This is a genomic window from Halovivax limisalsi, from assembly GCF_023093535.1.
In the GTDB taxonomy this organism is placed as follows: Archaea; Halobacteriota; Halobacteria; order Halobacteriales; family Natrialbaceae; genus Halovivax; species Halovivax limisalsi.
In genome coordinates this window covers 1,928,067-1,949,153 of record NZ_CP095757.1, presented here as the reverse complement: position 1 = coordinate 1,949,153, position 21,087 = coordinate 1,928,067, and the positions used below count along the sequence as shown (strand labels likewise).

Genomic DNA, 21,087 nt, shown 5'->3' with positions numbered 1-21,087 from the left:
ATCGAGACGACATTGTTCTGACCGCCGTTCGAACGGATCGGCCGGCTAACGGAAGGAACGGGATCCCGATCTCGCCGCCGGAGGCCGAACGCGGATCGGGACTACCGACGAACTGTTTCGGCCGTCAGCCGAGCAGGAATTTTTCAGGCCATAAAATAAAAGACCTATTAGATACCACGATACAAATCAAGAAGGGGGTATTGATAGATGGGGATTGGAATTCGAATGACGGACCGGCACCATCGGCCGAAAACGGCCGGGTTTCGAATTATCACGGCCGATAATTTGTGCATGAATTTTTTGATGGGTGAGTGTTTGGGGGGAGTTAATGGCTATTGACGAGGGTGACCCCGCCGAAGCGTCGGAGTTTTCTGATGGTGAGCCATCAGAATCGACGGTCGCGACGGGTGAAAGTAGCGGACCGACGCGTGAGAGCTCGGTTCGAGTCGGCGAGTACACGTGGTCGGATTTCATGGCCGAGTACGGGTACGAATCCGAGGTCTCCACGCTCTATCCCGAGGGACCGGATGGGTCGAACGACCGGCTGGGTCTCGACGCCGACGACGGCGCCGGCGTGCCGCGCGGGTCGGACTGGGACCGCGTATCGTTCGATCCGACGACGTATCTCGGCTATCATCCGGACGACCTCTCGTCGCTCATCTCGGAGACGTTCGCCCCGAACGCGAACGTGCTCTGGAACGAGTTTCTGGAGTACGTCGATCCGGAGACGACGCCGGTCGTCAAGGACGTCTACACCTGGGAGCACTACAAGTGGGAGTACTACTACGAGGATGACGGGAGTCGACCCCGAACGAGGGACGGCGAAATCGATCGCTTCGACGACGAGGCGGCGCTCGGCTTCGATCCGGAGACGATCGAGGGACGACTCAACGCGGCCGGGTCCGCCGCGATGGAACTCGACGAGGTCGTCGACGAACGAACGGTGAACGTCACCGAAGACCTCGACGAAGACGACTTCTTCTCGACCGACCACGGGAACACGACGGTCGTCAATCGCTACGATCTCGAGAAGGCCGTCCCGTTCGAGAAGAAGACCCACTTCATCGAGTCCGAGCGATACTGGGTGAACAAACCCTACTCGTTCGTCATCATCTTCCACTCCGAGAAGGAAAACGAGAAGAAGTACTACGTCATCGAGCCGTACCGAAACGAGATCGAGCGCGAACTGCAGGAGTTCCTGTCGGGGAAGCTCCGCACGGCGATCAAGTACGCCGACGAGGGCGTCAAGACGAAGCGAGACGAGACGGGACGACGCGAGGTCATCGAGCGCGAGACCCGCCGGCTGCTGAAACGCTACGACCTCTTCGAGGCGACTTCGAACGAGACCTCGCTCGGAATCCTGGATTCGTTCCGCGATTTCTTCGCCGAGGACGACGAGACCGACGAGGAAGCGGCCGAGACGGTGTCACAACTCGAGGGGATGTCGGTGCGACCGGAACCGATCATCCTCGAAGAGGACCCGGACACGCTGAGCGAGTACCAGGTCGAAAAGCTGCTCTACATGCTCAAGCGGGATTTCATCGGCTACGAGCGGATCGACCCGATCAAACACGACATCAACGTCGAGGACATTTCGTGTGACGGGTACAACTCGCCGGTCTTCGTCTATCACTCCGAGTACGAACAGATCATCTCGAACGTCTACCACGGCGAGGACGACCTCGACGACTTCGTCGTCAAACTGGCCCAGCGATCCGGCAAGGGGATCAGCAAGCGACTCCCGCAGGTCGACGCCACGCTGCCGGACGGATCGCGCGCGCAGCTCACGCTCGGGAAGGAGGTCTCCGACCACGGGACGAACTACACGATTCGTCAGTTCAAGGACGTTCCGTTCACCCCGATCGACCTCATCAACTGGAACACGTTCAGCCTCGACGAGATGGCGTTCCTCTGGCTCTGTATCGAGAACCACAAGAGCCTGATCTTCGCGGGCGGCACGGCGTCAGGCAAGACGACGTCGCTGAACGCCGTCTCGCTGTTCATCCCCGCGAACACCAAGATCGTCTCCATCGAGGACACGCGCGAGGTCGAGTTGCCCCAGCGCAACTGGATCGCCTCGATGACGCGGCCGTCGTTCGCCGACGATTCGACCGGCGACATCGACGAGTTCGACCTGCTGGAAGCCGCGCTCCGACAGCGACCCGACTACATCGTCATGGGCGAGATCCGCGGGGAAGAGGGTCGGACCCTGTTCCAGGTCATGTCGACGGGCCACACCACCTACACCACGTTCCACGCCGACTCCGTCGACGAGGTCCTGAAGCGTTTCACGACGGACCCGATCAACGTCTCGAAGACGATGTTCACGGCGCTGGATCTCGTCTCGATCCAGACTCAAACGCGGGTGCAGGGCCGGAAGGTCCGTCGAAACAAGTCCCTGACCGAGATCAACCACTACGAGGCCGAGAACGACGAGATCAACGTTCAGGACGTCTACCAGTGGCAGGCCGAGACGGACGAGTATCTCAAGATGGGCGATTCGAACACCCTGGACGAGATCATGTTCGACCGGGGCTGGAACCACGAGAAGCTCCAGGACGAGCTCTTCAAGCGGAAGGTGATCCTCGCCTACCTGATTCGCAACGGGCTCAACACCTACGCCGAAGTGGCGGCGACGGTCCAGGCGTTCATCAACGATCCGGAGACGATCCTGACGCTGATCGCCAACGAGCAGTTAGAGAACAGTCTGGCCGACTTGCGCGAGATGGAGAGCGTCCACATCGACGTCGATCCGTCGAAGGAGGAACTCGTCCCGCGCCCGGACGCCTCCTCGGAGACGCTCAATCTCTCGATGGACCTTCTCGAACGGGCCGAGGAGTCGCTCTTCGACGAGTACCGCGGCAAGGTTCCGAGCGGGCTGGCGAGTGCCCTCGACGACGTCGAGGCGGACGACGGCGCCATCGATTCGGGCGTCGAAGAGGCGTTCGACTTCGAGGAGACCGCGGTCCCGCAGTCGTCGGAGACGGCGTTCGAGGACGTCGACGACTCGTTCGCCGTCGACGAGTCGAGCGCGAGCGAGGCGGGCGCGGCGGAGGCGCCATCGTGGCTGGACGACGACGCCACCATCGACGCCTCCACGGCCAGCGCATCGGGAACCGCGCAGCGAATCGAGAGTGACGCGCCAGCGGCCGAGTCCCCGGCCAATCCGGAGCTGGACGGCGAAACGAACGAGCCGGTGACGCCGGAACTCGACGGTGCGGCCGGCGACCACGCCAGCCCACCGGAGCTCGACGGCGACACCGACGATCCGTCCCGCCCGGAGAAACACGACGGCGAGGAGGAGGCCGTACCGAGCCTTGAGGGGGCAGAGCAGCCGGCCGAGGAGGGCGAGTCATCGTCCGTGGACGCACTTGAAAGCCTCTTCACCGGGATGGACGAAACGCTGAAATCGCTCGAAACAGGCGCGTCGGATACGGAGGAATCCGACTCGGCGGCGGGCACATCGCGCTTTGAACCCGACACATCGGAGTTCGACTCGATGTTCCCCGATTCCGAACTGAATTCGGTCTTCGACCCCGACGCCGGCGAATCGGGCGAAGCGACCGAGCCGACGTGGGACCTCGGGAAACACTCGGGCGCGTCGCCGGCGGACCAGGCGGAGACCGGGGTCCCGGACGCCGATCGGTCGGACGACGACGGCTGGTTCCCTGCGAACGCGAGCGACCGCGAGGAGTGGCCCGACGACGCGAAGGTGGCCGAGGATGGCGATTCGTCGGCGTCAGACGACGTCAGTGAGTCGCAGCCGACCCGTGACGGGTCGAAGCGATCCGAGGCGACCGACGAGGATCTGACGGACGCGGGCGACGGTCAGGACTCGATATTCGGGTCGGAGGACGAGGACTCGGTGTTCGGTACCGACCCGTCCGAGCCGGACGACGAAGCGACGGGGTCGTTCGTCGCGGGCGACGATCGCGAGTCGTCGATCTTCGGGTCGGGATCGGCCGACGCCTCGACGCAGACCGGCGACGGGACGGAATCGAGTCGCGACGCCGACGACGAACAGGCCGTCGAGGGCGTGGGTGACGACGCGGTCGACGAAACTGGCGAGGGCGAACCGGCCGACGCGTCCCCCGACGATGCGCAATCGACCCCGTCCGACGGGGCCGACGACGCGAGTACTGCCGACAGAGCGGACGGTCCGCAGGAGGAGGATCGATGAGTCTCGGGCGAGGAACGTCCACCGACGAGCGCTTCGGCGACTCGGATGCGCTCGGAGATACGTTCTACCCGCTGTACGCGCGCCTGTTCTCCGAGGAGAGCCAGTTCGTCGGCGACGTCGAGAAGAAACTCGCCCAGGCGCGGATGACCGACACCGTGGAGATGTATCTCTCGCGGGCGCTCGGGATCGGCTTCATCAGCGGGCTCTTCCTCTGGATCCTCGGGTTGCTCGTCGGCTGGGGAGTCTTCGGCACCGGGCTGGTCGAGGTCGATCAGTTGATCGGCGTGCCCGTCCCGAGCGAGCGCGTCCTCGCCATCTGGGAAGCGGTGAAGATTCCGACGCTGATCGTCGTCTGTGGACTGGTCTTCGGGACGCTGGGATTCGCGCTCGGGTTCGGTTCGCTCGTCGCGGTGCCGTACTCGCGGGCGTCGGCCAGAAAGCGCGAGATCAACATGCTGCTGACCGACGCCGTCTCGTTCATGTACGCGCTGTCAGTCGGCGGGTTGAATCAACTCGAGATACTCCAGGCGATGGCCGAGGCCGACGACACGTACGGCGAGGTGTCGAAGGAGTTTCAAAACGTCGTCAACGAGACCGAGTACTTCGATACGGACTACCGGACGGCGATCCGAAACCAGGCGATCGAAACGCCGAGCGACGAACTCTCGCAGTTTCTGACCGACATGCTCTCGATCGTCAACAGCGGCGGGGACATGGAGAGTTTCCTCTCGGACAAGAAGGAAAAGCACATGCGGACCGCCAAGCAGCAACAGGAGCTCACGCTCGAGACCCTGGAGCTGTTCGGCGAGATGTACATGACGCTGTCGTTGTTCCCGCTGTTGCTGATCATCATCTTGGTGATCATGCAGATGATCCCCGACGCCGACGTCAGCACGAACATGATATACATCGCCGTCTACGGGCTGATTCCGCTGACGGGCGTCGGCTTCATCGTCCTGGTGTCGACGGTGAAACACGACGAGGTCGGCGACGGCTACCTCAGCCCGGACGGTGGGCACAACCGATTGAAGGCAACCCAGAGTAGCGGCATACTCGATCTCGGCCTCATCGAGGAGTTCTCCGGCAGTTACCGGGTGTTCGACCGGATCAAAAACCGCGAGGGGACTCACGAGACGATGGACGTCCTCGCCAGGCCGCACCACTTCTTCAGGGAGAACCCGATGTATACGCTCGCGTTGACCGTGCCGGCGGTGCTGGTGGTCCTCACCTCGGCGATGGTACAAAACGCCGCCCCGACCAGCTGGTCGGCCTTGAAGGAAGCGCCAGTCTGGGGGACGTTCATCTACGTCTACTTCCCGCTGTACGTCCTCGCGGTGCCGCTCGCCGTCTTCTACGAGTGGAACGTCCGCGCTCGTCACAAGGTGGTTTCGACGTTGTCGGAAGATCTCCGGAAACTATCGAGCGCCAACGACACGGGACTGACGTTGCTCGAGTCGCTCAAGTCCGTTTCCGATACCACGAGCGGCAAACTCGCCAGCGAGTTCGAGGAGATGAACACGAAGGTCAACTACGGGATGGGACTGAAAGCGGCGATGATCGAGTTCAACAACAAGTACCACATTCCGCGACTGGCTCGATCAGTCAAGCTCATCACCAAGGCCCAGGAGGCGTCGAACCAGATCTCGAACGTGTTGCGCACGGCGGCCCGCGCGAGCGAGAACCACGACGACATCGAGCGCGACCGCAAGTCCCGGACGCGGATGCAGGTCGTGATCATCATCATGACGTTCATGACGATGCTCGCGGTGATCGCCATCCTGCAGACGCAGTTCCTCGAGACGATGGCGGGGCTCGAAACCTCCGGGGACGCCGATCCCGGACAGCAGGCCGCCGGCACGCCGATGAGCGACGCGAGCTTCAGCGAGAACGTCGACATCCAGCTGATGTCGCTGCTGTTCTTCCACGCCGTGTCGATGCACGCGATCCTCTCGGGGTTCATCAGCGGGTACATGCGAGACGCGAAGCTGTTGAGCGGTCTCAAGTACGTACTCGGACTGGCGACGGTTGCCCTGATCAGCTGGTCGCTGGTCGCCTAATATCATGCATCGAGACGCACTCACCCGGACGGATGGACGATCGAGCGACCGCGGACAGACGGTTCAGGACTTCGCCGTCGGGATCGGGTTGTTCCTGCTCGCCGTGGCGTTCGTCTTCGCGTTCGTCCCGACGATCATCACGCCGTTCGCGGACGCGGGCGGCGCCCGGACCGCACAGGCCGATCGGGTCGCGTCGACGATCGTCGAGAACGAGACCGTCGCGGGTGAAGAAATAAACCAAATCAACCTCACGGCGTTCGAGAACACGTACGACGTCGGGGAAGACGAACTGGCAAAGCGCCTGGGATTACGAGGCGTCGGCGACCACGTGAACGTGACCGTCATCACGCTCGATGCCTACGGCACGGGACAACCGGCCAACGAGAGCGCCGGCGAGGCGTACGACGACCAGATCGGTGCCAGTACGACGCGCCTCGTGACGGACACCGAGGGCACGTGCGACCCCGTCTGTAAACTCATCGTGAGGGTGTGGTAAGATGAAGGACACGAGAACTCCACAGCGGGCCCAGGCGTTCACCCTCGAGGGATTCATCGGGGCGATCGTCCTCCTGACGGCGGTGCTGTTCGCGCTCCAGGCCGTCGTCATCACGCCGACGACGGGTGGCGCCGTCGATCGCGGCGTCCAGGCTCAGGCCGAACAGGAGGTCGTCGACGCGCTGAATACGGGCCAGTCGACGGGCAACCTCTCGGAACTGGTCCGGTACTACGACGATCCCCAGGATCGGTGGCACAACGGAACAGGGGGGAATTCGAACTTCGTCTACAACAACAGCCAGTACGCAAACGAGAGCGCGTTCGGCCGGGTGCTCGATACGCACTTCTACGAACACGGCGGCAACTCGTTCAACGTCGAGTACATCTACTGGAACGGGAGCGGACATCGGGAGACGATCGACGCCGTCAGGATGGGCGGCGCTCGCGGCGAAGGCGCCGTCTCGGCCAGCTTCACGGTGACGCTACACGACTCGCAGAACCTGACCGAGCCGGGAAGCGACGGGCAGCCGACCGAGGGATCGACGGAACTCGGGAATGCGAATAATTACCCGATCCCGGACGCCTTCAGTTCGAATCTCTACAACATCGTCGAAGTACGGGTGACAGTATGGTGAGACGGACGACCGACAGCGCGCGAACAGACCGAGGGCAGCTCGTGCTGATCGGCGCGATTACGATCGCGTTCATCCTCCTCGGCGTGGTCGTCGTCTACAACGGCGTCCAGTACACGGAGACGGTAAACACCGGCGGAGCCGATCGCAGCGTCGAACACGTCCGGACGGTCGAGGCGGAACTCGAAGCTGGGATCGCGGTGTTGATCGAATCGGCAGGGGGCAAGTCCGAGTTGGACACTGCATTGGGGGAGTTCGAATCTGAGTATCCGAACACGACCGCCCATCGTCAACCGGCGGTCGTCACGCTCGGGAATAGATCGATCGACTGGCCGAACGAGACGGTCACGGTCGATTATCGATACGACGACGGGGCGATATCCACGTCGAAAACGCTCACGGTGAACGCCTCGGAGGGATCGCCGTGACCCTCGAGCGCGACGAGCGGGCGGTTTCGATCGCGGTCACGCACGTCCTCACCATCGGGATCACGACGATACTCATCTCGGGGTTACTGCTCGGCGCCGGGTCGATGCTCGAGAATCAACGCGAGGAGGCGACCAAATCGTCGCTAGAGACGATCGGCGAGCGCCTGGCGAGCGAGATTACCGACGTCGATCGGATCGCGTCCGATGGCGCCGACAACGTCACGGTCCGCACCGACCACCAGCGATTCGTCACCGGTTCGCAGTACACCGTCGAGTTGATCGAGACTGGCTGCGCGAGCGAGTACCCGCTGATCGACACCGAGCAGTGTATCGGCCTCACCTCGAACAGCGAAGGTGTCTCGGTCGGCGTCCCGCTCACGACGAACCAGTCGATCGGCGGCAGCGTCACCGGCGGCGCGATCATCATCGAGTGGGACGGCGGGGACATCACGCTGGAGGAAGAACCATGAGGCGGGCCCGGGCGTCGAACGCGTCCGCTCCCGGTTCGTCACGGTTCGCGTTCGTCGACGAGCGCGGGGTGAGCGAGGTCGTCGGCTTCGTCGTCGTCTTCGGCATCATCATCGGCTCGGTCGGCATCCTCTACACGACCGGATTCGGCGCCATGGAGGAGTTCCGGGAGAACGAGCAGCAGCGAAACGCCGACTACGCCTTCGACGCGCTCGCGGAGAACTTCAACGACCTGGTCCGAAACGACGGCATTCGACAGCGCTCGGGCGAGTTGAACCTGCGGAAGGGGACGATCGAGGTCGGATCCTCGAACGTGGTCAAGGAGGTGACCGTCGACGGGACGGACGTCCTCGAACCGCATCTGAACGACACGGGTCGAAGCGATATCGGCTCGTTCACCTACGAGTACGAGGGGACGACCGTCGCCTACCAGGGCGGTGCCGTGACGAAAGTAACCGACTCCGGCGAACTCGCCGTTCGCAACCCGCCGATGCAGTGTATCGACGGCGAGACCGCCATCGTCTCGCTCGTCGTCGTCGACGGCGATCCGCCCCGCCTGACGAGTTCGAGCGGCCGCGAGATCACCGCCAGCAAGCGAGCGACGACGGTAGTGCGTGGCAACTCAGTGGATATCGTGCTCGGGACCTCACCCGCCGAACCGGCGTGGAATCGATCGCTGAGCGAGCAGGGATTCAGCGGCAGCGGGAATACGTTCACCTGCGGCGGAGGCAGTTCGGGATCGGTCGTCGTCAGGATTACGACGGTCGAGATCGCGTACGACTGAGGCGGCCGTCAGGATCGATTCTCCCAGTCCCCGCTGAGCATCACCCTGAGGCTCGCCCGGTCCGCGAGTGCCTCGACGCGCGCGGCTCGATCCGCGACGGTCCCGCTCGTGTTCAGGAAGGTTCCGTTCGACAGCCGCTCGTACGCGTTCCAGCGCGTACCGTCGCCGTCGGTCGGCCGTTCGGCGAGGACGACCACGCCATCGTCCGTCTCCCACGGGAGTCTGACGCCACCGAGGCCGCGTTCGAAGAAGTACTCGGTCGCCTCGCGGAGCGCGCCGGCCGACGTCGAGTGACCGACGGCGCCGATCGACCCGCGCTCGTTGAACACCCGGACGACGAACTCGCCCTCACGGTCGGTTTCGGGGGGATGCGACGGCGGGGGCGCCGCTGAGTCGGCTTCCGATCGCTCCGGCGCCGACGATGTGGCGTCCTGAGTAGGGTCTTCTACCGACCGGCGTTCGTCAGGAGCATCCGTCGGCTCGTCTCCGCCGGAAGGGTCCGACGGCTGGCGATCGAATCGCGTGTCGCTTGCCGGTTCGCCGGCAGGCCCGCGCGAGTTCGGAACGCCGTCCGCGAGCACCGCATCGATGACGCGTTCGACGACCGGTCGCGTCGTCGCCGGGTCGAGGTCGACCGCGTCCGAAAGCCCGGCGACGATGTCGTCCCGGACAGCGCTGGCGGTCGCTGCGAGTCGTCGGTGCGACCGCCGGGACGCGTCGAGATCGGCGATTCGGGACCGAACGGCGTCGCGTCGGTACTGGCCGAGCGTGTCAACCCCGTCGCCGAACGACTCGAACCGGACGGACTCACGCTCGGGTGTCGCCCCACCGGTTACGCAAACCAGTTCGGCGTTCGTGACATAGAGGCCGCGATCGACGCCGGTCGCGGCCATCGCGCGCTCCATCGCGGCGAGTCCGTCTCGGCCGACCGGGTTCACGTCGATCACGACAAGTGTGGCTGGAACCAGGCCGTCGACATCCACCGACAGGAGATAGTCGACTGACTCGCCGACGATCCGGACGTCGGGACGGACTGCCTCTTCCGTCACCGTCCAGCCGAGCGCGTCGAGCAGCGGCCGGACGATCCACCGGCGCAGCTCCGCTCCGGATTCGAACGGCCCCTCCGACGCGACCGACTCGATCCGCTCCGCCAGCCGATCGATCGGGGTCCCGTCCATTGGCGGGAGAAGACGCTCCGCCGCAATGTAAGAACCGGTTCTCGAACCGCGATCAGATGGTCGCTCTCGCCCGTCAGCCGTTCGACGGCGCGGACCCGTCGGTCGAATCGACGCGATAGATCCGCAGTCGACCGTCGTGGATCGTGAACGTGGCCTTCAACGACGGCGGAATCGTCTCGGCCTTCCCGATGACCAGGTAGCCGCCCGGCCGAAGCGATCGGGCGATCGTCTCGAGCATCGACTCCTTGTACGCCGGGTCGATGTAGATGAAAAGGTTGCGACAGATAACGAGATCGAAGCCGGACTTCGGTTCGTCGTTGATGAGGTCGTGGCGCTCGAATCGAACGGTTTCGGAGAGCGTCGGACGGATGCGAACGCAGTCGTCCTCGCACTCGACGTAGTCCTCGTAGGTCTCGAGGTACGAGAGCTGGTCGTCGATATCCGTCGTTCGGGTCCGTCGATACACGCCCTGCCGTGCCGTCTCGAGGGCAGGGTCGCTGATGTCGGTGCCGAGGACGTAGACGCTCGACTCGTCGATCTCCGGATCGTCGCGAGCGAGCATGGCCAGCGAGTACGCCTCGCGGCCGTCGGCGCAGGCGGCCGACCAGACGTGGACGGTCTCGTTCGACGCGGAGAGCGACCGCAGGACCGACCGAACGCCGTCCCAGACGTCGGGGTTACGGAAGAACCCGGTGACGTTGATCGAGAACGAATCCAAAAGCGCCGTCTGTTCGTCCGGGTCCGATCGAAGCAGGTCCGCGTAGGCCTCGTATCCCTCGCTGTTGGTCCGTCGAATTCGCGAGGAGATGCGGCGATCGAGATAGCTATCGTTGTAGTGACTCGTCGCGAATCCGAGGTCGGATTCGACGAACGAACAAATCGCGTCGAACGCCTCGTCGCTCACAACTCGGACACTCCGTGGTCGCCGTCCGCGCGCTTGATGCGCAGGACGCCCGTCCCCGGGGTGAACTCGACCGTCCGGCCGAAACTGCCGCCGACGTCCTCCGAGACGAGCGGGACGCCGAGCTTCTCGAGTTCGGCCCTGGCCGCCGCCGTGTTGCGCCGGCCGACGCCGTCGCCGAAGCTCTGAAACTCGAACATGTCCGCACCGCCGGCGATCTTCGCCTCGACGTCGGTGTAGGTCGCGCCTCGCTCGACCATCCGGCGGAGGAGCGCGCGGATGGCCGTGTCGGCGTACTTGCCGGGTTTGACGTCGCTGTTGTCGGCCGCGTCGCCGTCGGGCAACATCGTGTGCGCCAGGCCGCCGATCCCCGTCTCCGGATCGTACAGCGCGATCGCGAGACACGACCCCAGCCCGTAGGATTTCAGCGTGTCGTCGCCCTCGGAGACGGCGAGGTCGGAGATGCCGACCTGAACCGGTTCCGGCGCGCCGGGTTCGGTTCCGTACGTTTTCATGTGCCTTCGATGTCCGCGAACTCGGCGGTCGTCGGCGTTTCGTCGATTCGATCGACCTCGAGGGCGTTCAGCGCGCGTTCGAGATCGTCCTCGTCGGGGATCGCGTACACCTCGCAGTCGAACTCGCGGCCGTCGGCGACGACCTTCGTGTCGAAGACGAACGCGTAGTCCTGGGATTCGCCGAGCCGGACGACGACGGGATCGACGGCCGCGGCACCGATGTCGTGGATGAACTCCGGCGTGGAGTGGTCGATCGTCGTATCGAGGACGTTCGCCCAGCCGTCTAAAAATCCACTCGCCATGATGTTTCCAAGTTCCGTGATCGCGCTCCGACCCATCTCGTCGAACTCGCCCTCGCCGTCGGTCTCGGTCGGGACCATCGCGTCGACGATCTCGTGGGCGGAGTCCTCGTCGAACAGGAAGAGCAGGTAGCCACTCGGGGTGCCGTCGAACTCGAAGGCGACGCCGACGAGGCGCTCGTCGGCGACTTCGGCCGGAATGGCCTCGAGCGAGAGGAAGTTGAGGCGCCTGATCTCGACGCTGGTCTCGATTCCGGTGAGCGTCGTCGCCGTCTTCGCCACCTCCTCGGCGCCCTGCTCGGCCATCCGATCGAAGCCTTCCAGTTTGTCGTACTCGATCCCGTCGCTCGTCCGGATCCGATCGAGTAGGCGGGCCATCGAGTCGTGTTCGGGAAAGAGGTAGTGTCTGAACCCGGTCTCGTGACCGACGGCCTCGATGTGACTCTGGAAGACGAGCGCGAGATCGTCCGAGTCCGGCGCGGCCTCGAGCCCGCCGAAGAACGGCTCGGCCGTCTCGCCCTCGACGAACTCCGGGGTCGAGACGTCGATGACGGTCTCTAAGACGTCGGCCCAGCCGTCGATGAATCCGTTGTTCATGATCTGTCCGACTTCGGTCGCCGCGGACTGGCTCAGTTCGTCGAACTCGTCGGTGTCGGCCTCGGCGAGCAACGCTTCGAGGATCGTCTGGACGCTCTCGCGCTCGAAGACCACGACCGAGTGGCCGTCGATGCCGCCGGAGAGTTCGACCCGGATGCCAACCTTGCTCGTCCCGTCCTCGAAGTCGTGGCGGATCTCGTCGCCGCGCATGAAGTTGAGTTTCGTTACGCCGACCTGCGTGTCGACGCCGGTCATGCCGGTGAGTCGGCCGGCCGCGAGGCCGGCGCCCTCGCGGGCCATCCGGTAGAACGTGCCGAGGGCGTTGACGTCCAGTTTCATGCGGGCTGTGGTTCGATCTCGTTGACCATCGAGACGAACTCCTCGAGGTCGGGGAAGGCGTAGATCTCCGCCTCGATCTGGTAGCTCGGGACTGTCAGGTTCGAGTCGAAGAACAGCGCCAGGTCGTCGCCGCCGAGCCCGGCCGTGCGGACGACGATGTCGCCCGCCGGCGCGTAGACGAGTTGCGGCGCGGCCGTGTCGATCGCCCGACCCAGGACGTCCGCCCAGCCATCGATGAAGCCCGACGCCATCATGTTGCCCATCTCCTCGACGGCGCTGCGGGCCATCTTTCCGGAGACGTTGCCCATGTCGTCGACGACGTCTCTGAGCATGAGCGCCGTGATCTTCTTCGCGCTCGACTCCGGAAAGAGGACCAGGATGTGGCCGTGCGGTTCGTCGAGCAGTCGGACGCGGACGCCGACGCGCTTCCCGGCGTCGAGCTGGGACTGGATGTCGTCGACGTCGATGAAGTTCGTCTTCGTGACCTCCATCCGGGCGTCCTCGCCGGTGAGCTTGCTCAGGTTGTCCGCGACCCCGTTCGTTCCGACCTTGGCCATCTCGTTGATGAAGCTCAGTTTTCGAATGTCTACTTTCAGCGTCATGATCTGTCGTTCCTCTCTGGTTGTCTCGGACCGGTCATAATTATAACGTTGCCACGTCGAGAATCGTAACCACCTCGCCCCGGCCGCGGACGGTCGCCCCGCCGACGCCTGGCACGTCGCGCATGAACCCCTCGAACGGGTTGACGACGACTTCCCGACGCCCGTGGACCGTCTCGCAGTGCAGCGCCACCGATCGAACGTCGTCGCGGACCCGGACGACCATTCCGTCGCGATCGTCACCGGGTCCCGGTGCGTCGAGGGCGTCGTCGAGTTCGATGACCGGCAGCGGGTCGTCGCCGTCGTCGAACACCCGCCCCTCGTCGGTCTCGGTGACGAACCGGCCGTCCGCGACGTCCCTGACGACGTCGACCGGCAGGCCGAACTGCTCGCCGCCGCTCTCGACGAAGAGGACGTCGTCGATGGCCACGCTCACCGGCAGCGTCATCGTCACCGTCGTCCCCTCGCCCGGCTCGCTCTCGATCGAGACGCTCCCGTTGAGCGTCTCCATGGTCCGCCGGACCACGTCCATCCCGACGCCGCGACCGCTGACGTCGGTTACCTCGCTGGCCGTCGAGAGCCCGGGGTGGAACACCAGGTCGTAGACCGCCGACTCCTCGAGTTCGGCGGCCTCCGTTTCGGTGACGACGCCGGCCTCGACCGCCTCCTCTCGAATGCGATCCGCGTCGAGGCCGCGCCCGTCGTCGGCCACCGTGATCGTGACTCGATCGCGCACCCGGTCGGCATCGATCGTGATCGTCCCCTCCGGCGGCTTCCCGGCGTCCTCGCGTTCCTCGGGCGGTTCGATCCCGTGATCCACCGCGTTTCTAACGAGGTGGATGAGCGGATCGCCGATCTCGTCGAGCAGCCGCCGGTCGAGTTCGACGCCGTCGTTTTCGCGCTCGAGGTCGATCTGCTTCTCCTGTTCCCGAGCCAGGTCTCGGACGAGGCGCGGCAGCCGGTTCGTCACCGTCTCGAGCGGGACGAGTCGGACGTCCATCACCGTCTCCTGGAGTTCCGTGGTGATCTCTTCGAGGTCGTCGAGTTCGCGATCGAGTTCCTCGTAGGGGGCCCGATCGTCGACCGCGGATCGCAATCGCACCCGCGAGGTGACGAGTCCCTCGACCAGTTGGAGCAGGGAATCGATGGACTCGCGATCGACGCGGACCGACTGCGCCCCGTCTTCGACCGCGGACTCGGCGTCGACCTCGGCGCGTTCGGGGATGGTGATGTCCGGGATCTCCATCGCGTCGAGTTTCGCGAGAACCGGATCCTCGGGATCGTCCCCGTCCGCCGACGCGTCTGCATCGTCGGCCGGGTCCGCGAACGACGCGTCGTCTTCGTCGAATTCGACGAACGCGTCGGCGCCGGACTCGTCCACGCCGAACTCGTCGTCGAATTCGGCCGATTCTGCCCCCGTCCCGACCGCGGAAAACGCGGCCGCGTCGTCCGCGTCTGCGTCCCAGGGTGACGGTTCCTCGCCCCAGTCGTCGACGCCAGCATCCGGTTCGCCGGTCGCCGATCCGGCTGCGTCCGCGTCCGGATCGAACGAGACGTCGCCGAGGTCAGCCGACGGGTCGAAGGCGTCGGCCGGCGCCGCGACGTCATCGGCCGAATCCGGCTCGACGTCATCGGCCGCATCCGCATCGACGTCCACGTCGGCCCCGATCGACGACGGATCCGGAATGTCGGTCGGGTCGAAGACGTCGTCGGCGTCGGAATCCGCACCCGCAGCGGCCTCGAACCCGCCGCCGTCCGGGTCGGCATCGGCCGTCGGTTCGGGTTCGTCTGGTTCGTCGACCGCCGATTCGTGACCGTCCACACCGGCCGACTCCGTGGGCGCAGGGTCCGATTCGGCAGCCGCCGAGTCGACCGAATCCGATTCTTCGATCGGCGATTCAGCTCCCTCCGGCGACTCGTCCGGCGATTCGGCTCCCTCCGGCGACTCGTCCGGCCGTTCCGACGATACTGTCGCCGCTTCGTCGGTGACGCCCTCGGCCGCTGGGGCCTCGGCGGACTCTTCGCGCTCGGACTCCCCCGGCGCAGTCGGTTCGACACCCCGGTCAGCCGGTTCGTCGTCGGCCGAGCCGTCATCCTCGGTTTCGTCGGCGTCCGACGGCGGGCCGCCGAAGAGCGCGTCGGCGAACTCGTCGGGATCGGCCTCACCCGCGGGCGATTCCGGTTCGTCGACCGCCGAACCCGTCGCCGCCGCGTCTGGATCGGTACTCGACCGATCGGCGGCGCCCGCTTGGTCCACCGAAGACGACGGAGCGTCGTCCGCGGCCGCCGCGTCGGGCCCGATTTCGGCGATCCAGTCCGGTTGGCCCTCGGCGGGCGCGTCGGCCCGGGTCGGTTCCGTCTCGGAGGAATCCGCCCGGGTCGACTCTCCCGCCGTTGCCGGTCGGGATGCGTCGTCGGCCGAGGCGCTCTCGGGCTCCGAGTCCGGTTCCCAGTCGGCCGCCGGATCCGGTTCCCAGTCGACCTCGGATTCGTCTGGGGTCGCCGATTCGCCATCCGCGTCAGCCGCGTCGTCGACGACCGTCGCCGCCTCCGAGTCGTGGGCCGTCGCGGCCTCCGCATCCGTCTCTACCGTCACGTCGGCCGCGTCGTCGGCCGCCGAACCGTCGCCCGCGTCCACCGACGGGTCCGCGTTTGCGCCGATCGTGGCTTCGTCCGTTTCGGCGGCCGTCTCCCACGACGTCGCGGCTACGTCCTCGCCCGAATCGTCGGCGCCCGCCGCCTCCTCGTCGCTCTCGATATCGAGGAAGGTCGGGTCGTCGGGGTCGACGTCGTCACCGAGGAGTTCGTCCATGCCGATCTCTTCCTCGTCGAACTCGTCGAATTCGAGCTCCTCGAGTTCGGCCTGGAGTTCGTCGAAGCCGACCATCTCGACTTCGTCCTGCAGTTCCGAGAAGACGGCGTTGGCGTCCTCCACATCCTCCGTCTCGGACGTGCTCTCCGTCGACGACGCCGGTTCCGTATCGGCCGCCGCGTCAGTCGACTCCGAGTCGAACAGATCGTCGAACGAACCGGCGTCGTCGATGTCGTCGAACTCGCTCGCATCGTCGATCGTCTCGGCGAGCGCGTCGATATCGTCGAGTTCGGAAAATTCGTCGAGCAACTCGTCGACCGAGAGCGCGTTGGCCTCGTCCGACGAGAGATCGATCGCGGCGAGATCGTCCTCGACGGTCGATCCGGTCCCCGCCGCCTCGAACCGGTCGGTCACGCGCGTGATAGTGAACGATTCGACCGCGTCGACCGGTTCCAGCGCCGCCCGGATCGCGGACGTTCCGACGGCGGTCGCGAAGACGGCGTCGATCCGGTCGCCGTACCCGTCGTTCTCGATAGCCGTCCGGGAGGGGTCGGTGCCGATCAGGTCGAACGCGTCGATCAGCGCCTCCACGACGACAAGCCCGTTGTTCAACCGGTCCGACTCGGCGATCCGCATCCGGGCGAGATACGCCTCGTGGTCCGGGTGGGTTGGCGGGTCGAACCGAGCGAGGATCGCGTCGACCGCCTCGTCCGTCGGCTCCTCGAGCGTTCGGGTCCCAGCAGCGAGAGGGTCTCGAAGCCGACGGACCATCGGTTCCGGGTCCGTTTCGATCGCACCGGTTCGAGCGACCTCCTCGATCATCGCTTCGAGCGCGTCGACCGTCTCGAAGATCGTGTCCATCAGCGAGGGCGTGACCTCGACCGTTCCGGCCCGAATCGCGTCGAGCAGGTCCTCGAACGCGTGGGCCAGATCGCTGACTCGATCGAGCCCGATCGCTCCGGCGTTGCCCTTCAGGGTGTGCGCCGTCCGAAATATCTCCTCGAGAACGGCCTCGTCAGACGGCGAGCGCTCCAGTTCGAGCAGGAGCGTGTTTAGTTCCGTGATCGCTTCGTCTGCCTCTTCGACGAACTCCCGAACGTACTCATCCATTTGTCTCGACACCTCCGATCGCGTCGTCCGTCGGCCCGGCGACGGCCCCCACGATGCGGCGAGCCAGCCGATCGATCGGGACGACGGCGTCGACGGCGTCCGTCTCGATCGCCCGTCGCGGCATCCCGAACACCGCCGCCGTGCGCTCGTCCTGCGCGAACGTCGTCCCGCCGGCGTCGCTGATCGCCTCGACGCCGCGGGCGCCGTCTCGCCCCATCCCGGAGAGAACGACGCCCAGCAGCGGCGACGAACAGGCGGCCGCCGCGGATTCCATCGCCGCGTCGACCGACGGGCGAGCGCCGTCGCGCCGGTCGGCGTGGGTCGGGGCGACGACGAGGGTTCCGTCGCTGTCGTCGCGGACCTCGAGATTCTTCCCGCCCGGGGCGACGATCGATTCGCCCGGCGCCACGGCCGTCTCCGCGGTCGCTTCGGAGACGTCATAGGCCGACACCTGATCGAGCCGGGCCGCGAACCGATCGGTGAAGTCGCCCGGCATGTGCTGGACGACGACGATTCGCGCGCAGAGGGCGCGGGGAAGGCTCGCCAGGAGGTGCTCGACGAGACGCGGGCCGCCGGTCGACGCGCCGATAACGACGACCGGTGACGGCGAAACCGGTCCGTCGAGGGCGACTGTTGCCGGTTCTAGCGGCGGTCGAACGCCGTTACTGGCTGCGTCGACGGGGGCCCTCACAGTCTGTCCGGTAGATTCGTCCGCGGATCGGGGTCGCTCGTTCGCTCGTGAGTTGTCGGGTGCCTCGTCTCCGGCGTCGTCGTAATCGGGGTCCCTGGCGGTTCGCGCCGCCGTCCGATGGGCGCTCGCGGTCGTCCGCGCCACGGCCAGCGACGACTGTGAGGCGGACGATAACTCCGTAACCGTTTCGCGAAGGGCCGTTTCGAACCGTTCGAGAGCGCGCCCGGTCGGGGGGTCGGGGCGTTCGAGGACGGCCATCGCGCCGCGTTCGTACGGCGCCATCGACTCCTCGGCCGCCGTGGCTCTCGGGGAGGTTACCGCGAGAATCGGCGTCGGCCGCGTCGCCATGATCCGCTCGACGATGGCGAGCTCGCTGCTCGTTCCCGCGTCGGCGACGACCACGACGACGTCGGGATCGCCCGCCGCGACGGCCGCGACCGCGGCGTCCGGCTCCCGTACTTCCTCGACGATGTCACCGTCGGCTGCCAGCGCGTCACCGACGACCGTCCGATCGACCGCCGAGTCGTCGACGACGAGTACGCGCGTCATGCAGCGACGACGTCTGCCAGTGCCTTCCGAACGCTCGGTTCCTCGAACGGCTTCGTGACGTAGCCGTCGGCACCGGCTTTCACGGCGAGTTTCATCTTTTCGCGCTGTCCGACGCTCGTACACATGATGACGCGCGATGTGGGATCGAGCTTCTTGATCGCCGCCGTGGCCTTGATGCCGTTGCATTTTGGCATCACGATGTCCATCATCACCACGTCCGGCGATTCCTCCTTGTACAGCTTCACCGCCTCAGCCCCGTTCGACGCCTCGCCGACGATGCGATACTCGTCCTCCATTATTTGACGAAGGAGATTACGCATAAAATGTGAATCGTCGACGATAAGCACCCCTTTCGACATTTAGTTGTACACCAAGACTCCATAGAAATACGACGACCATAAATGCTGTTCCCCGGTTATCAGAATCGATAATCCATCTCCTGGCGGGTCACGATGGGGCGACGTGGGCTGGTACAGGGTGGACAATCGACGGACGGATTGCGTTCGCGACCGGCACGCGCGGCCATCAGCGAATCGGATTACTCTTCGGTATCGACGCGTCCCTCGGTGGCGACTGAGTTCTCGCCCTCACCAGCTGCCTCCTCGCCAACGGCCGCCTCCCCGGCGGGTGATTCTACGGGATCGGCGTCGGTGTCCTCGCGAGCCGCGTCGGTGGAATCGGCGTCGGTCTCGTCAACAGTCGATTCCTCGGCACCGACGTCGGTCTCCGCTGGGGTTGCGTCCGCAGAATCGGCGTCGGTCTCGACGGAATCGAGATTCGCGACGGGCCCGGAGGCCAGAAGCAGTCGGTCGACGTCGACGAGCGGGACGACTTCGATTTCGACGGCCGCCGGATCCGACGCGACGTCCGATTCGGCCTCCTCGTCGAGGGAGAATTCGGCGACCTGGACGTCGCCGTCATCGCCCAGGCCGTCCGCGCCGACGGTCGATTCGGGGATCGACGATCGGTCAATCGACCCGGCCTGCTCGGCCCCCTCTCCATCGGCGCTCGCGTACGATTCGACGACCGTTCGGCGGTCGACCCGCTCGATACGGACCGCGTCAGAGATGAGCGGGTGGGCCAGCGCCGTGCCGTCGATCGCTTCCGGTTCGTACTCCTCGGCTCCGATAACGTCGTCTTCGGCGACCGTCTCGACGCCGTGCACTTCGTCGACGCGGATCGCGGCGGGCTGATCGGGGCGGTCGAACACGAGGAGGGAGCCGCCCGCGTCCGGACCGCCGCTGTCCGGGAAGTGGACGTGGGGATCGACGAGAACCGTAATCTGGCCGCGAACGTCGGTCACGCCCGCGATCGCGGGCGGCGTTCGCGGGACGCGCGTGACCGTCTCCGGCGGATCGATGATCGCGCGGACTGACTCGACCGGGATGGCGAGTCGATGTCGGCCGAGCTGAATGACGGCGAGTCGACGAACCGGTACCTCGTCGTCGTCCGACCCGGGCCGGTCCGCCTTCCCACCCGCTCCCAAGGCCCCGTCCGGAAGATCCGAAGACATGTACGTACCGGAGTATTACAGCGCATCGTTAAAACTGTGACCCCCGTCGGAGTCCTCGGTCGGGTGGTCGATGCGGACTGCCATCCCGGCCGACGGGTCGCGCCCATCCGGACGGCCGCCCCCAGGTCGGCCGCGGTTCGCCAGTACCCGCCGCTCGCTCATCACCGACGCCAGGGCGGCGATCCGCCGTCGTCGGTCGCGTCGAGCGAGCCGTCGATCGCCTCGCGCGTTCGCTGTAACCGCCTGAGTTTCAGGTAGGTGTACGTCAGCGCGACCGCGCCCGCACTCAGCACGACGAGGACGATACCGACGAAGATGGGGACGTCGCGCTCCTGATAGTAACTGATCGAGATGGAGCCGTCGACCTCGTCCCAGACGAGCCGCTCGCGGTCGTCCTCCACGGTCCGGTCGTAGCCCGACGGAGAGACGGAGCCGAAGAGGTACATCGACGTCCGGTGGTCCTCCGGCAGCGTGACGTCGTAGGAGCCCTCGACGTAGGCGGGCAGCGAGAACGACGACCCATCGGTGTTCGCGGTGAACGCGAGCGTGCCGTTCGAAGCGGGGAGCGAGATGTCGGTACTGCTTCGGTCCTGTTCGACGTCCAGTTCCGATCCTGTCACCATCGTGCCGTTCTCGTACCAGAAGCGAACGGCGCTGACGTCGAGGGGCTGCGTCGAGAAGAACGACGACGTGTAGAGCTCGAGTTCGTCCGTCCCGTTCAGGGTGTAGACCGCGCGGAACGAGCCCTCGTCCAAAAGCCCGCCGTCTTCGACGTCGATCGCGACCGTCGCGTTTCGCTCGCGCAGGTCGTCGTAACTGCCCTCCCGGTCGAGCTGTTCGTCGGAGATACCGCCGAAGAGCCCCGAACACCCCGAGAGCGCGAGCAGACACAGGACGGCGGCCGTCGCCAGCACGAGTCGGCGCGATCCCGACGGCATGC

Annotated in this window: 17 protein-coding genes; 7 read left to right on the top strand and 10 right to left on the bottom strand. The window is 65.5% G+C overall.

The annotated features are described in order from the left end of the window. Window positions 1-328: 328 nt before the first annotated feature. Genes MXA07_RS08895 through MXA07_RS08865 form a run of 7 tightly spaced genes read left to right on the top strand, consistent with a single transcriptional unit; the run spans window position 329 to window position 9,044 of the window. Window positions 329-4,180, top strand: coding sequence for an ATPase, T2SS/T4P/T4SS family (locus MXA07_RS08895; protein WP_247731685.1), 3,852 nt, complete (start codon window positions 329-331; stop codon window positions 4,178-4,180). Beyond that, window positions 4,177-6,237, top strand: a complete 2,061-nt coding sequence (locus MXA07_RS08890) for a type II secretion system F family protein (RefSeq protein ID WP_247731684.1) — start codon at window positions 4,177-4,179, stop codon at window positions 6,235-6,237. Before MXA07_RS08895 ends, MXA07_RS08890 begins: the two co-directional genes overlap by 4 nt. Before the next feature lie 4 nt (window positions 6,238-6,241). Next, the gene (locus tag MXA07_RS08885) at window positions 6,242-6,733 is read left to right on the top strand and encodes a DUF7287 family protein (RefSeq protein WP_247731683.1); all 492 of its coding nucleotides are present in this window, start codon (window positions 6,242-6,244) and stop codon (window positions 6,731-6,733) included. A 1-nt stretch (window position 6,734) separates the two neighbouring features. Continuing rightward, the gene (locus MXA07_RS08880) at window positions 6,735-7,367 is read left to right on the top strand and encodes a DUF7288 family protein (protein WP_247731682.1); all 633 of its coding nucleotides are present in this window, start codon (window positions 6,735-6,737) and stop codon (window positions 7,365-7,367) included. Then, window positions 7,361-7,792 carry a DUF7261 family protein gene (locus MXA07_RS08875; protein ID WP_247731681.1) on the top strand — a complete coding sequence of 144 codons (432 nt, stop codon included), beginning with the start codon at window positions 7,361-7,363 and terminating at the stop codon, window positions 7,790-7,792. Before MXA07_RS08880 ends, MXA07_RS08875 begins: the two co-directional genes overlap by 7 nt. After that, complete coding sequence (locus tag MXA07_RS08870; protein WP_247731680.1) at window positions 7,789-8,262, top strand: DUF7266 family protein; 474 nt, start codon at window positions 7,789-7,791, stop codon at window positions 8,260-8,262. The genes MXA07_RS08875 and MXA07_RS08870 overlap by 4 nt, the downstream gene beginning before the upstream one ends. Beyond that, window positions 8,259-9,044 carry a DUF7289 family protein gene (locus MXA07_RS08865; protein WP_247731679.1) on the top strand — a complete coding sequence of 262 codons (786 nt, stop codon included), beginning with the start codon at window positions 8,259-8,261 and terminating at the stop codon, window positions 9,042-9,044. Before MXA07_RS08870 ends, MXA07_RS08865 begins: the two co-directional genes overlap by 4 nt. Window positions 9,045-9,052: 8 nt before the next feature. Here the strand turns inward: MXA07_RS08865 and MXA07_RS08860 are convergent, their stop codons facing one another. The 10 genes from MXA07_RS08860 to MXA07_RS08815 all read right to left on the bottom strand — a co-directional run bounded on the left by MXA07_RS08860 (window position 9,053) and on the right by MXA07_RS08815 (window position 21,085). Beyond that, window positions 9,053-10,222, bottom strand: coding sequence for a hypothetical protein (locus tag MXA07_RS08860; RefSeq protein WP_247731678.1), 1,170 nt, complete (start codon window positions 10,220-10,222; stop codon window positions 9,053-9,055). 73 nt (window positions 10,223-10,295) lie between these two features. Next, on the bottom strand, window positions 10,296-11,126 hold the full coding sequence (locus MXA07_RS08855) for a CheR family methyltransferase (RefSeq protein ID WP_247731677.1): 831 nt from the start codon (window positions 11,124-11,126) through the stop codon (window positions 10,296-10,298). Next, window positions 11,123-11,638, bottom strand: coding sequence for a chemotaxis protein CheD (locus MXA07_RS08850; RefSeq protein ID WP_247731676.1), 516 nt, complete (start codon window positions 11,636-11,638; stop codon window positions 11,123-11,125). The genes MXA07_RS08855 and MXA07_RS08850 overlap by 4 nt, the downstream gene beginning before the upstream one ends. Beyond that, window positions 11,635-12,873, bottom strand: a complete 1,239-nt coding sequence (locus tag MXA07_RS08845; protein WP_247731675.1) for a chemotaxis protein CheC — start codon at window positions 12,871-12,873, stop codon at window positions 11,635-11,637. Before MXA07_RS08845 ends, MXA07_RS08850 begins: the two co-directional genes overlap by 4 nt. After that, entirely contained in the window at window positions 12,870-13,475 is a 606-nt protein-coding gene (locus MXA07_RS08840) for a chemotaxis protein CheC (protein ID WP_247731674.1), read from the bottom strand. The genes MXA07_RS08845 and MXA07_RS08840 overlap by 4 nt, the downstream gene beginning before the upstream one ends. Window positions 13,476-13,515: 40 nt before the next feature. Further along, window positions 13,516-17,394 (bottom strand): chemotaxis protein CheA, encoded by a 3,879-nt coding sequence (locus MXA07_RS08835; protein WP_247731673.1) that lies wholly within the window; start codon window positions 17,392-17,394, stop codon window positions 13,516-13,518. After that, the gene (locus MXA07_RS08830; RefSeq protein WP_247731672.1) at window positions 17,387-18,634 is read right to left on the bottom strand and encodes a chemotaxis protein CheB; all 1,248 of its coding nucleotides are present in this window, start codon (window positions 18,632-18,634) and stop codon (window positions 17,387-17,389) included. Before MXA07_RS08830 ends, MXA07_RS08835 begins: the two co-directional genes overlap by 8 nt. Next, window positions 18,631-18,993: a response regulator gene (locus tag MXA07_RS08825; RefSeq protein ID WP_247731671.1), complete on the bottom strand. Its 363-nt coding sequence runs from the start codon at window positions 18,991-18,993 to the stop codon at window positions 18,631-18,633. The genes MXA07_RS08830 and MXA07_RS08825 overlap by 4 nt, the downstream gene beginning before the upstream one ends. A 179-nt stretch (window positions 18,994-19,172) precedes the next feature. After that, window positions 19,173-20,147, bottom strand: a complete 975-nt coding sequence (locus tag MXA07_RS08820) for a chemotaxis protein CheW (protein WP_247731670.1) — start codon at window positions 20,145-20,147, stop codon at window positions 19,173-19,175. Window positions 20,148-20,308: 161 nt separating this feature from the next. Continuing rightward, window positions 20,309-21,085 (bottom strand): DUF5803 family protein, encoded by a 777-nt coding sequence (locus MXA07_RS08815; RefSeq protein ID WP_247731669.1) that lies wholly within the window; start codon window positions 21,083-21,085, stop codon window positions 20,309-20,311. Window positions 21,086-21,087 lie beyond the last annotated feature (2 nt).

Bases quoted from the DNA above. Each gene is read 5' to 3' on its own strand.
- MXA07_RS08820 (WP_247731670.1), bottom strand. From the start codon at position 20,147: ATGTCTTCGGATCTTCCGGACGGGGCCTTGGGAGCGGGTGGGAAGGCG.
- MXA07_RS08895 (WP_247731685.1), top strand. From the start codon at position 329: ATGGCTATTGACGAGGGTGACCCCGCCGAAGCGTCGGAGTTTTCTGAT.
- MXA07_RS08835 (WP_247731673.1), bottom strand. From the start codon at position 17,394: ATGGATGAGTACGTTCGGGAGTTCGTCGAAGAGGCAGACGAAGCGATC.
- MXA07_RS08840 (WP_247731674.1), bottom strand. From the start codon at position 13,475: ATGACGCTGAAAGTAGACATTCGAAAACTGAGCTTCATCAACGAGATG.
- MXA07_RS08890 (WP_247731684.1), top strand. From the start codon at position 4,177: ATGAGTCTCGGGCGAGGAACGTCCACCGACGAGCGCTTCGGCGACTCG.
- MXA07_RS08885 (WP_247731683.1), top strand. From the start codon at position 6,242: ATGCATCGAGACGCACTCACCCGGACGGATGGACGATCGAGCGACCGC.
- MXA07_RS08850 (WP_247731676.1), bottom strand. From the start codon at position 11,638: ATGAAAACGTACGGAACCGAACCCGGCGCGCCGGAACCGGTTCAGGTC.
- MXA07_RS08845 (WP_247731675.1), bottom strand. From the start codon at position 12,873: ATGAAACTGGACGTCAACGCCCTCGGCACGTTCTACCGGATGGCCCGC.
- MXA07_RS08825 (WP_247731671.1), bottom strand. From the start codon at position 18,993: ATGTCGAAAGGGGTGCTTATCGTCGACGATTCACATTTTATGCGTAAT.
- MXA07_RS08875 (WP_247731681.1), top strand. From the start codon at position 7,361: ATGGTGAGACGGACGACCGACAGCGCGCGAACAGACCGAGGGCAGCTC.
- MXA07_RS08865 (WP_247731679.1), top strand. From the start codon at position 8,259: ATGAGGCGGGCCCGGGCGTCGAACGCGTCCGCTCCCGGTTCGTCACGG.
- MXA07_RS08815 (WP_247731669.1), bottom strand. From the start codon at position 21,085: ATGCCGTCGGGATCGCGCCGACTCGTGCTGGCGACGGCCGCCGTCCTG.
- MXA07_RS08860 (WP_247731678.1), bottom strand. From the start codon at position 10,222: ATGGACGGGACCCCGATCGATCGGCTGGCGGAGCGGATCGAGTCGGTC.
- MXA07_RS08830 (WP_247731672.1), bottom strand. From the start codon at position 18,634: ATGACGCGCGTACTCGTCGTCGACGACTCGGCGGTCGATCGGACGGTC.
- MXA07_RS08880 (WP_247731682.1), top strand. From the start codon at position 6,735: ATGAAGGACACGAGAACTCCACAGCGGGCCCAGGCGTTCACCCTCGAG.